The organism is Rhodococcus sp. YH1 (genome assembly GCF_009939605.1).
Classification (GTDB): Bacteria; Actinomycetota; Actinomycetes; order Mycobacteriales; family Mycobacteriaceae; genus Rhodococcus; species Rhodococcus aetherivorans.
This window is the reverse complement of sequence record NZ_WVTE01000262.1, coordinates 19,026-30,643: the sequence shown is the minus strand read 5'-3', so window position 1 is coordinate 30,643 and position 11,618 is coordinate 19,026. Positions and strand designations below refer to the sequence as shown.

General features: G+C 70.0%; 9 protein-coding genes and 1 pseudogene. 8 read left to right on the top strand and 2 right to left on the bottom strand.

Annotation, left to right across the window (positions count from 1 at the left end):
• Window positions 1-483 (bottom strand): annotated as a pseudogene (locus AIIKEEIJ_RS26420) (hypothetical protein); the annotation flags it as partial.
• Between the two features lie 170 nt (window positions 484-653).
• Here AIIKEEIJ_RS26420 and AIIKEEIJ_RS26415 point away from each other — a divergent pair.
• The 6 genes from AIIKEEIJ_RS26415 (at window position 654) to AIIKEEIJ_RS26390 (ending at window position 8,398) form a co-directional block, all read left to right on the top strand.
• A complete protein-coding gene (locus AIIKEEIJ_RS26415) occupies window positions 654-2,996 on the top strand; it encodes a glycerol-3-phosphate 1-O-acyltransferase (RefSeq protein WP_161996898.1) in 2,343 nt (780 codons plus the stop codon).
• Entirely contained in the window at window positions 2,993-4,426 is a 1,434-nt protein-coding gene (locus tag AIIKEEIJ_RS34135) for an HAD-IB family hydrolase (RefSeq protein ID WP_006946961.1), read from the top strand. The genes AIIKEEIJ_RS26415 and AIIKEEIJ_RS34135 overlap by 4 nt, the downstream gene beginning before the upstream one ends.
• On the top strand, window positions 4,423-5,586 hold the full coding sequence (locus AIIKEEIJ_RS26405) for a flippase-like domain-containing protein (RefSeq protein WP_202917645.1): 1,164 nt from the start codon (window positions 4,423-4,425) through the stop codon (window positions 5,584-5,586). Before AIIKEEIJ_RS34135 ends, AIIKEEIJ_RS26405 begins: the two co-directional genes overlap by 4 nt.
• A gap of 99 nt (window positions 5,587-5,685) precedes the next feature.
• The gene (locus AIIKEEIJ_RS26400; RefSeq protein ID WP_006946971.1) at window positions 5,686-7,227 is read left to right on the top strand and encodes a sodium-dependent transporter; all 1,542 of its coding nucleotides are present in this window, start codon (window positions 5,686-5,688) and stop codon (window positions 7,225-7,227) included.
• Window positions 7,224-7,361: a methionine/alanine import family NSS transporter small subunit gene (locus tag AIIKEEIJ_RS26395; protein ID WP_072634473.1), complete on the top strand. Its 138-nt coding sequence runs from the start codon at window positions 7,224-7,226 to the stop codon at window positions 7,359-7,361. Before AIIKEEIJ_RS26400 ends, AIIKEEIJ_RS26395 begins: the two co-directional genes overlap by 4 nt.
• 212 nt (window positions 7,362-7,573) lie before the next feature.
• Entirely contained in the window at window positions 7,574-8,398 is an 825-nt protein-coding gene (locus tag AIIKEEIJ_RS26390) for a hypothetical protein (protein WP_006946975.1), read from the top strand.
• A gap of 48 nt (window positions 8,399-8,446) precedes the next feature.
• On the opposite strand, the gene AIIKEEIJ_RS26385 is transcribed toward AIIKEEIJ_RS26390, so the two are convergent.
• Window positions 8,447-9,094 (bottom strand): TetR family transcriptional regulator, encoded by a 648-nt coding sequence (locus tag AIIKEEIJ_RS26385; RefSeq protein WP_006936229.1) that lies wholly within the window; start codon window positions 9,092-9,094, stop codon window positions 8,447-8,449.
• A 160-nt stretch (window positions 9,095-9,254) separates the two neighbouring features.
• Here AIIKEEIJ_RS26385 and AIIKEEIJ_RS26380 point away from each other — a divergent pair, with 160 nt between their 5' ends.
• The gene (locus AIIKEEIJ_RS26380) at window positions 9,255-10,106 is read left to right on the top strand and encodes a TIGR03619 family F420-dependent LLM class oxidoreductase (protein WP_161996897.1); all 852 of its coding nucleotides are present in this window, start codon (window positions 9,255-9,257) and stop codon (window positions 10,104-10,106) included.
• A 28-nt stretch (window positions 10,107-10,134) separates the two neighbouring features.
• Entirely contained in the window at window positions 10,135-11,601 is a 1,467-nt protein-coding gene (locus AIIKEEIJ_RS26375) for an FAD-binding protein (protein WP_161996896.1), read from the top strand.
• Window positions 11,602-11,618 lie beyond the last annotated feature (17 nt).

Here is an 11,618-nt window from a genome sequence, read left to right as displayed (position 1 = left end):
CAGCGTGCGGCTGCCGGTCCCGGCTTCGATCCGGGTGTCCGATGCGACCTCGGCGCTCATGCCTGCCTTTCCTCTCGGGGAGCCCCCATCGATGGCCGGATCGCGCGGCGACGCGGCGTGCAGGGCCGCGACCTGCCGCGCGACGGCGGTGACGACCCCGGCGACGGGCTCGCCCCGCTGCACCAGCGCGGCGAGCCGCCGGTCGTCGGGCAGCCGGCGCATCTCGACGAGGTGCTCGCACACCTGCCCGTCGGGCCCGTGCACGTCGGCGACGCCGAGGTAGACGTCCGGGGCGAGACGCCGGTTGAGTTCGACCTCACGGTGGCAGGCCCGCTCCCGCGCCTGCCGGGTCCGGTTGTCGAGGAACCCGAGATCGAGTGGCTTCTTGAGCTTGTGCACGCGGCCCCCGACGAAGAACACCACCGAGGTGTGGGTCTCGCGGATCGCCGCGTATGCGGGTTCGGATCGGTCGGTGCCGGTCACGGAGTTCCTCCCCGATGAGGCTTGTCGAACGTCGGTACGCTGCCCACCTTGCCTCAGGGTGGACCGGATCGCGCGCCGGCAGAAGTGCCGAAGGTCTCTCGTGTGGTTGCACCGGAGCCGGTGCCGGAGACGCGGTACGTTTCACTCGGGCTATCCGGGAATGGGGTGACATGAGCACGAACGGGCGAGGCTCGGAATCCGGGAGACAACCGACGGTGGTCGTCGCCGAGACGACGACACCGATCGAGCGCAAGCTGATCGCGAGCTGGCTGCGGTCGGACCGGGTGCCGAAGGAGTACCGCGCCGACAGACCGGTCGAGGAGATGGAACTCGACCCGCGCCGGCTCGCGCGCGATCTCGTGAACCGGGACGACGATCCCCTCGTGCTCCCCGTCGGGGTGGTGTGGCTGCCGGAGGCCCGGGACGGCGAGCGCCGGGTCCGGTTCTCCGACGTCGTGGCGCTGACCAACCCGCGCAGTCCGAACCGGCTCCTGCAGAAGTGGCTGGTCGGGCGGTCCCCCGACCGGTATCGGATCGTTCTCGCCGAGCCGGCGCGGCTGAGCGAGCTGCGGGCCCGGCACCTGGCCGAGGACGGCGACCCGGCACCCGAGTCGTTCGCCCGGTTCGTGACGCACCGCGCGGTGGTGGGCCTCGACCGGGCCGAGCGTGCCGTCATCGGCGACCGGTACAAGGTGCCGAGGCTGGTGGCGGAGCAGATCATGGATTCGGCGTCGTTCCGGCGGCGGCTCGACGCGATCAGCACCGAGCACAACATCGCGCCCGAGGAGGTCCGGGTACGAGCGACGTCCGCCCTCGGGGAACTCGTCGCCGTCCAGTCCCGGCTGGTGACCGACCTGTTCACCGAGATGATGCGCCCGCTGCACTCCGCGGCGTGGACCGTGCACGCCGACGAGTCCGGGCTGCGGAGCCTGCGCGACGTCAACCGGCGGTATCCGCTGGTGTTCCTGCCGTCGCACCGGTCCTACGCGGACGCGTTCGTGCTCGGCGACGTGCTGGCCCGGAACGATTTTCCGCGGAACCACCTCATGGGTGGCGCCAACCTGACGTTCTGGCCGATCGGCCCGATCGCCCGGCGCACCGGCACCGTCTTCATCCGCCGTAGCTTCGGCGACGACGCCGTCTACAAGGCGGCGCTCGAGGAGTACTTCGCGTATCTGCTGACCAAGCGGTTCAACCTCGAATGGTATTTCGAGGGTGGCCGCACCCGCACCGGCAAACTCCGCGCGCCCCGCTACGGCCTGCTCAACTATGTGGCCAACGCCATCCGGAGCGGCCGGGTCGAGGACGCGATGCTCGTGCCGGTGTCCATCACCTACGAGGGGCTCGCCGAGGTCGCGGCCGTCGCGGCCGAACAGACGGGCGCCCAGAAGAAGCCCGAGGGCCTGGCCTGGCTGGCCCGGTACGCGCGCAATCAGCGGCGCCGTGCGGGCAACGTGTACGTGCGGTTCGGCGAACCGCTGTCGATGCGTTCGCAGCTCGCCACGAGCGGTGACCCCGAGCTGTCCGGGGAGCCGGCCGAGCCCGGGAGCGAGCGCAGCCGCAAGGCGCTGCAGAAGGTCGCGTTCGAGGTGGCCGTGGGCATCAACTGCCACACCCCGGTCACGGTGAACTGCCTGGTCACCCTCGCTCTGCTCGGCGTCCGGGACCGGGCGCTGACCCTGGACGAGGTGCGGGCGGTGATCGCGCCGGTGCGCCGGTACATCGACGCCCGCGGGATACCCCAGGGCGAACTCGGCGTCCTCGACATCGAGGGCGGCCTCGCGAACGTCCTCGCCTCGCTGAGCGATGCCGGTGTGGTCACCACCTACGCCGGCGGGGACGAGCCGGTCTACGCGATCCAGCCCGGGCAGCACCTGGTCGCGGCGTTCTATCGCAACAGCGGCGTGCACTGGTTCGTCAACCGTGCCCTGATGGAACTGGCCATCCTCCACGCGCACGCCAATCCGGGCCTCGACCCGGTGCGGGCGGCGTGGGAGGAGGCCAAGGCGGCGCGCGACCTGCTCAAGTTCGAGTTCTTCTTCCCCGACCGGGACCGGTTCGAGGCCGACATGCGCGACGAGATCGCCCTGCTGATGCCGTCCTGGCGCAACGCCTTGCCGGACGTGGAACTCGCGCTGGCCGCGCTCCTCGAAACCGGGTTCTTCATGGTGCACCGAGCTCTGCGGTCCTTCTTCGACGCGCAGCTCGTCGTCGCCGAGCGGCTCGCGCGGCGCGACCCGTCCCTGCAGGTCGACCGCACGGCGTTCCTGGACGAGTGCGTCGCGGTCGGCCGGCAGATGCTGCTGCAGGGCCGGCTGTTCGGACCCGAATCGGTCTCGTCGGAACTGTTCACGACGGCGTTACAGCTTGCCGCCAACCGCGGGCTGCTGGAACGTGGGGGCGAGGAGATTCGGCAGAAGCGGGAGGAGTTCGCGGCACAGCTGCTGGCGGTGGGTGAGCGGGTCCGGCTCGCCGAGTCTCTCGACGTATCCAACAGAAAGGCGGAGCGGTGATCCTCGAGGAAGCGCTCGAGCGCGTGCGTACCGGGCCGAAGGGTCCGGAGATCGCGGCATTCTTCGACTTCGACGGCACCATCGTCCACGGCTTCTCCGGTCTGCACTTCTTCCGCGACCGGTTGCTCGCCGGGAAGGTCGGCGCCGCCGAACTCGCCGCAACCATGCTCAACGGCCTGCGCGGCCACGACACCGAGGCGGACTTCGAGCGGTTCGTCGCGGTGGCGTTCAAGGCGTGGGGCGGGCACACCGAGGAGGAGCTGTACGAGATCGGGCGCCGGCTGTTCGCCTCCACGATCGCCGGCCACATCTATCCCGAGGCGTGGCAGCTCATCCGGGCGCATCAGGCGGCGGGGCACACGGTGGTGATCGCGTCCTCGGCGTCGCGCTACCAGATCCAGGCGACGGCGGATGCGCTCGGCGTCGAGCACGTCCTGTTCAGCCCCCTCGAGGTGCGCGACGGGGTGCTCACGGGCCGTGTGGACGGGAAGTCGTTGTGGCGCAGCGGTAAAGCGCAGGCCGTGGTGGCGTTCGCGGAGGCGAACAACATCGATCGCGAGCAGAGCTACACGTATTCCAACGGGGGCGAGGACGCCGACTTCCTCGCCACGATGGGCAATCCGACGCCGACCAATCCGGACCGGAACCTCGAGCGCACCGCCGCCGAGCAAGGCTGGCCGATCCTGCGATTCAGGCCGCGCGGAACGCCGGGCACCAAGGAGGTGATCCGCACCCTCGCGGCGTACGGCGGACTGTTCGGCTCGGTGTGGACGGGCGTCGGCCTCGGCCTGCTCAACCGCAACAAGAAGGTGGCGCTCGACTCGATCGCCACCCTCACCGGCGAGGTGCCCCTCGCGCTCGCCGGCATCGACGTGAACATTCGGAACGAGGCCAACGCCTGGTCACATCGCCCCGCGGTGTTCATCTTCAACCATCAGAGCCAGCTCGATCCGGTGATCATGGCGCGGGTGCTGCGGCACAGCTTCACGGGGGTCACGAAGAAGGAGATGGCCAGCGACCCGCTGTTCGGGCTGGTGCTCCGCTTCGTCGGTGCGGCGTTCGTGGACCGGGCCAACACCGAGCAGGCGAAGGCCGCACTCGGTCCTGTGGTCGACACGCTGCGCGAGGGCACCTCGGTGATCATCGCGCCGGAGGGCACCCGCTCCCTGACCCCGGAGATCGGCCGGTTCAAGAAGGGCGCGTTCCACATCGCGATGCAGGCGGGCGTGCCGATCGTGCCGGTGGTGATCCGCAACGCCGGGGAGGTGCTGTGGAAGCACTCCACGGTGCTGCGGCCGGGAACCGTCGACGTGGTGGTCCTCGATCCCATCGACGTGAGCGACTGGACCCTCGAGGAGCTCGGCACACGGGTCGCGGAGGTCGAGGACCTGTACCGGAAGACGCTGGCGAACTGGCCCACAACCACATGACCGATGCGGGTGAGAACGGGGGCGCGTCCGTGGGCGAACACGACCACACCCCGAGCCACGGAAGAGACAACGGCAACGGCAACGGCAACGGCAACGGCAACGGCAACGGCAACGGCAACGGCGGAATGTCGCCGACCCGGCGCCGGCGCCTCAAGTGGCTGCTCGGCCTCGTGCTCGTCGTCGTCCTCACCGTGGAGGTCGTTCTCGTCTGGCCGGAACTGAAGACCAGCGTCGGCAGCCTCGGCGACCTGCGCTGGTGGTGGGTGGGCGCGGCGATCCTGGCCGCGCTGACCGAGATGTCGAGCTTTGCCCGGGTACAGCGCACCCTGCTGTCCGCGGCCGGGGTCACCGTGACGCAGCGCCAGTCCCTGTCGGTGGCGTACGCGGCGAACTCGATGAGCGTGACCCTGCCCGGCGGACCCGTGGTGGCCACCACCTTCACCTACCGGCAGATGCGCAAGTGGGGGGCCAGCCCCGTCGTCTCCACCTGGCAGCTGGTGATGGCCGGTCTGCTGCAGGCCGCGGGCCTGGCGCTGCTCGGTCTGGTCGGCGCGCTGCTCGTCGGTGCCACCACCAACCCGTTCTCGCTCATCTTCTCCCTCGGCGGATTCGCGGCGTTCGTGGTGCTCGTGCAGTACGCGGCAAGCCGGCCGGATGCGTTCGAGTCGATCGGCATCATCGCGCTGCGCGGCGTGAACCGCCTGCGCAAGAAGCCCGCGCGGGCCGGCGCCCGCGCCTGGAAGCGGATCGTGGCGCAGCTCCAGGCGGTCCAGCTCGACCGCACCCACGCCGCGCGCGCGTTCGGCTGGTCGTTGTTCAACTGGCTGTGCGACGGTGCGTGCCTCGCCTTCGCCGCGTACGCGATCGGCGGCAAGCCCAGCCTGGCCGGTATCGCCGTCGCGTACGCCGCCGGTACCGCCGCCAGCCGCGCAATCCCCCTCCTGCCGGCCGGGCTCGGGGTGATGGACGCCGTGCTCGTGCCCGCGCTGACGGCCAGCGGGATGACCGGCGCGCAGGCCCTGGCCGCCGTCGTCGTATACCGGCTCGTGAGCTTCCTGATGATCGCGTCGATCGGCTGGGTGATCTTCGCCCTGCGCTACCGCGGCGCCCCGCCGGACGAGGAACCGGGTCCGGAACTCGACAAACTGTGGCGGGACTGAGCTCCGCTCCGACACACCGCGTCCGCCCTCCCGGATCAGCCGCGAGGCAGCCGCGGGGGCGCTAGCGTCGACAGTCTGTAACCGAGGAAAGGTACGTCAGTGACAGAGGACGCAGCGGTGCGCAAGAGAGAGGTCTGGTCCGGCCGGTCGGTGTTCATTCTCGCCGCCATCGGCTCGGCGGTCGGGCTGGGCAACATCTGGCGTTTCCCGTACATCGCGTACGAGAACGGCGGCGGTGCGTTCATCGTGCCGTATCTGGTGGCCCTGCTGACCGCGGGCATCCCGTTGCTGTTCGTCGACTACGCGATCGGTCACAAGTTCCGCGGGTCGCCGCCGCTGGCGTTCCACCGCCTCAAGCGCGCGACCGAGAGCCTCGGCTGGTGGCAGGTGGGCATCTGCTTCGTCATCGGCGTGTACTACGCGGTGATCATCGCGTGGGCGCTGCGCTACACGTTCTTCTCGGCCACGCAGGCATGGGGCGACGACGCGGAGACCTTCTTCCTGCAGGACTTCCTGCAGATGAACGCGGACGCCACGTTCGGCCTCGACTTCGTCCCGGGCGTGGCGTGGCCGCTGCTCGGGATCTGGCTCGTGGTGCTCGTCATCCTGGGTCTGGGCGTGCAGCGCGGCATCGGCGCGGCGAACCGGTTCTTCGTGCCGTTGCTGCTGGTGCTGTTCGCCGGCATGGTGGTGCGGGCGCTGACCCTCGACGGCGCCGCCACCGGTCTCGACGCGTTCTTCCGGCCGGACTGGTCGGCGCTGACCGACACCGGGGTGTGGATCTCCGCCTACGCGCAGATCTTCTTCTCGCTGTCCGTCGCGTTCGGCATCATGGTCACCTACTCGTCGTACCTCAAGCACCGGACCAACCTCACGGGCTCCGGTCTCGTCGTCGGCTTCTCGAACTCGAGCTTCGAGATCCTCGCCGGAATCGGCGTGTTCTCGGCGCTCGGCTTCATGGCACAGGCGCAGGGCGTCGCCGTCGACGAGGTGGTCAGCGGCGGTATCGGGCTGGCGTTCATCGCGTTCCCGACGATCGTCTCGGAGATGCCGGGCGGTTCCCTGTTCGGCCTGCTGTTCTTCGGCTCGCTCGTCTTCGCGGGTTTCACGTCGCTGATCAGCATCATCCAGGTATGCGTGTCGGCCGTCGAGGACAAGACCGGCCTCACCCGCGTGCCGGCGGTCCTGATCGTCGGTGGCGTCGCAAGCGTCACCTCGCTGCTGCTGTTCCCGACCACCACCGGCCTGAACACCCTCGACGTGGTCGACCGCTTCGCCAACCAGTTCGGCATCGTCGGGGTCGCCTTCGCGACGCTCGTGGTGCTCGCGTGGGGGCTGCGCCGGCTGCCCGAACTGCAGGACCATCTCAACTCGGTGTCGTCGTTCCGGGTAGGCCTGCTCTGGCGGGTCTTCGCCGGCGTCCTCACCCCCATCGTGCTCGGCTACATGCTGATCAGCGAGATCGTGGATCGGAGCCGGGAGGGCTACAACGACCTGCCGGATGCACTCGTCATGACGTTCGGGTGGGGCGTGCAGGCGCTGGTGATCGTGATCGCGGTGGCATTGTCCTTCGCACCGTGGGGCCTGACCGACGCCGAGCTGGCGCATACCGAATCGACGGAAGCGGGAGAGAGACTGTGAGTGGATCTGCGATCGGGATGATGCTCGTCGCGCTGGGGCTGGTGTGGGGCGGTCTCACCGTCAGCCTGCTGCATCTGCGCCGGAATCCGGACGAGACTTCGGGGCAGACGCCGGTTGAACCCCACCACGACTGAAATGTCCGGTCTCGAACCGGCCACAACTCGTTTCGTTTGAATAACGCCACGCCGCGCCGGACTGGCCGGTCTGTTCTTCCTGTGGTCTGCTAGATCCCACCAACACCATGAGTCACACGAGTAACACCAGACCCATGGGTCTCCGCCCCGGAGCCGTCGCACGACTCCGGGGCGGGGGGTGTTCCGGTTCCGACCACGTACAGGAGCGAAGCATGACCACCAGGACCACCCGGCGCAGGCTGCGCCGGCTCACCGCCGCAGCCTCCCTCACCGTGGCCGCTGCTCTGGCGCTGCCGACCGTCGCGGCCGCCGAACCCCCCGCGGACCCCGCAGTCGCCGCGGCGCCGGCGCCCGACCCGCTCCTCGGCGCCCTCGAGACGCTCCGGGCCCAGCCGGGCGCCGATGCGCTCGCGCTCGCCGCCGCCGAGGCCATCGGCTCCGCCCGCGGCGGTGCCACCGACGTCGCCGAGAACTCGCCGCTCTCCGCCTACGAGGACGCCGTGGAGTTCCTGCGCGGCCTCGGCATCGAACCGTTCCTCTACCCCACCGGCGCGCCCTTCTGCACCGAGGGCGGCAGCCTGCCGCTCGGTATCGCCCCCGCCGTCGCCGGCGCGGCTCCCGGCCCGTGGCCCAACCTGAACATCCCGATGGTCGGTCCCGTCAATGCCGTCGATCCCGGCGAAACCCTGTTCGCCTTCGTGCCCATGGGCGTCGAGAAGGACAGCGGGAACACCACCGGCATGCAGGTCGCCTGGTTCAACGTCAACACCTTCCAGGGCGGGTTCGTGCCCATGGGCACCATCGCCGAGGCCGCAGCCCTCGCCGTGCCCGGCGGCCTGCCCGAGTTCGCCAAGCCCCTCGTCGCCGCCGCGGTGCAGAACTTCTTCGCCGGCGCGGTCCCGCTCGGCGGAGTCCGCGCGGCACCGGTCGCGACCGGCTCGGGAACTGTCCTGGCCGCCGTGTTCGGCACGGTGCAGAACGGCGAGACGTCGTGCTTCTTCCTCCCGACCGTGGGCATCGTGGAGGTTCCCGCCTGATCCGTCGCGTCCGGGGCGCGCATGCGCGCCCCGGACGCAGCGGCCGCGTCAGCCGATCGCCTGCAGCTTCTCCAGCCGGTCGAACACGAGCCGCACCACGCTGTCCATGTGCGCCATCACCTGATCCGCCGTGGCCCGACCGGCGGCCCAGCTCACCAGGTTCGACATCCACACGTCCGCGATCACGTGCACCGCGTTGAGGAGCTGCTCGCTGACCACCTCGACCCCGGCCGCCCGGGCGTACATCCCGGTGATGATCGCTCCGAGCCGGTCGAGCTCGGCCGACGACGAGGCGTCCGCGAACATCGCCGCACGCACGAGCGCGTCGTAGAGGTTGTGGTCGCTCTCGAGCCGGCCGATGTAGCCGTGCAGCACCGACATGATCCGTTCGTGAGCCGAGTCGCCGGGGATGTCGGTGTCGCCGAACCTGTTGCTCAGATCTTCGAACAGCAGCACCATCGCCACCACCAGCAGGTGGTTCTTGGACGGAAAGTAGCGGTACACGGTGCCCAGCGCCACGCCCGACCGTTCGGCGACGGCACGCATCTGGACCGCGTCGTATCCGCCCTCGGAGGCCAGTTCCTTCGCGGCCTCGATGATCCTCAGGTAGCGGGCGCGTTGGGCCGGCTTCAGGTCCGCGCCGAGAAGCGAAGCGGACCGCGCCTTCGTTCGGGATGCTGCACTCGGCTCCGCCATCGTCCTCACCTTTCGTACGCCTGCCCGCCAGCGTAGTGCGCCTTCCCCGGGCCGGCGCCGGGACCTGACCGAAAAAATGGACAGGTGCCTGGAACGGGTTCCACCAACCACTAGAACGCGTTACAGTTGCGGGGACCCGACAAGTAGGGAGGCAGCTTCCGTGCGTCACGGCATCACCCTGTTCACCAGCGATCGCGGTATCCGGCCCGAGACGGCCGCCCGAGCGGCCGAGGAACGCGGCTTCGACTCGTTCTACGTCCCCGAACACACCCACATCCCCGTGCGCCGCGAATCCGCACACCCCGGCACCGGCAACGCGACGCTGCCCGACGACCGGTACCGCCGCACCCTCGACCCGTGGGTCGCCCTCGGACTCGCCGCGGCCGTCACCTCGACCATCAGGCTGGGCACCTCGGTCGCCCTGCCCCTCGAGCACGACCCCATCACGCTGGCCAAGACCGTCGCGACCCTCGACCACCTCTCCGGCGGGCGCGTCGTCCTCGGCGCGGGCTTCGGCTGGAACGCCGAGGAACTCGCCGACCACGGCGTACCTCCCGGCAAGCGGCGTACCGCCCTGCGCGAATACCTCGAGGCGATGCAGGCGCTGTGGAACGAGGAGGAAGCCTCCTACGACGGGCAGTTCGTCTCGTTCGGCCCGAGCTGGGCCTGGCCCAAGCCGATCCAGCAGCCCCGCCCACCGGTGCTGATCGGCGCGGGCGGCAGCGAGCGCACCTTCGCGTGGATCGCCCGCTCCGCCGACGGCTGGATCACCACCCCGATCGAACGCGACATCGACGACAACGTCGAGCGGCTGCGCGCCACCTGGGCCGAGGCCGGCCGCGCCGGCGCCCCGGAGATCGTCGTCCTCGCCGGCCGGCCCGACCCCGCCAAGCTCCAGCAGTGGCGCGACCTCGGCGTGACCGAAGTGATGTTCGGCCTGCCCGACCGCTCGGAGGACGAGATCCTCGCCTACCTGGACAAGCTCGCCGCCACGCTGGAACCGACCCGCTGACGGTCACGACCGAGAAGGAAACACCTCCATGACCACAGCTCCCTTCCGCCCGCTCCGTGCCGCAGAGGTCACCGCCTGGGACCACGAAGCCGACATCGTCGTCGCCGGCTACGGCATCGCCGGCGTCTCGGCCGCCATCGAGGCCGCGCGGGCCGGCACCGACGTGCTGATCCTCGAACGCACCGGCGGCTGGGGCGGTGCCGCCTCCCTGTCCGGGGGAATCGTCTACCTCGGCGGCGGCACCCCGCTGCAGCGCGAGCTCGGGTTCGAGGACACCCCGGAGAACATGAAGAGATTCATGCTCGCCGCTCTCGGCCCCGGCGCCGACGAGGCCAAGATCTCGGAATACTGCGACGGCAGCGTCGAGCACTACCACTGGCTCACCGACAACGGAGTGGTCTTCAAACCGGCGTTCTGGGGCGAGCCCGGATGGGAGATCCCCGGTGACGACGGTCTGATGTACTCGGGGGGCGAGAACTCCGCGCCGTTCAACGAGATCGCCACACCCGCCCCGCGCGGCCATGTGCCGCAGATGAGCAACAAGCGCACCGGTGAGCAGGGCGGCGGGTACATGCTGATGAAGCCGCTCGCCGAGACGGCAGAATCCCTCGGCGTGACATCCGTCTTCGACATCCGGGCGCAGCGGCTGATCGTCGACGACACGGACCGGGTCGTCGGGATCGCCGCCAAGAAGTACGGGAACGAGGTCTTCGTGCGGGCGCGGCGCGGCGTCGTGCTCACCACCGGCAGCTTCGCCTACAACGAGGCCATGGTCACCTCGTTCGCCCCGCAGCTGATCGGCCGCCCGGGCGCCGCGATCGAGGAGCACGACGGCTGCTCCATCCGGATGGCCCAGGCCCTCGGCGCCGACCTCGCGCACATGAACGCCACCGAGGTGGCGTTCTTCGCCGACCCGCAGCTGATGGCGCGCGGCATCCTCGTCAACGGCCGCGGCCAGCGGTACGTTCCCGAGGACACCTACCCGGGACGCATCGGGCAGCTCACCCTCCTCGAGAACGACAACCAGGCGTACCTGATCATCGACGAGGCGGCATACGAGGAAGGTTGCACGACGACGAGTTCCACCCCGTACTTCCGGTTCCCGCCGAAGTGGGCGGCGGAGACCGTCGCCGAACTCGAATCCGACATGGGCCTGCCGGAGGGCACGCTGCAGGCCACCGTCGAGGTGTACAACCGGCACGCCGTGGCCGGCACCGATCCCGTCCTCGGGAAGAAGCCGGAGTGGGTCACGCCGATCGGCACCCCCGTCGCGGCCCTGGACCTGCGCAACTGCACCGCGGGCTTCACCCTCGGCGGCCTGCGCACCACCGTGAACTCGGAGGTCCTGCACGTCTCGGGCGAACCGATCCCGGGCCTGTTCGCCGCGGGCCGGTGCACCTCCGGCGTGTGTGCGGGGGGCTACGCGAGCGGCACGTCGCTCGGGGACAGCAGCTTCTTCGGCCGTCGCGCCGGCGTCGCCGCCGCCGAGAACTGAGCGTTCCCGAATCCCGT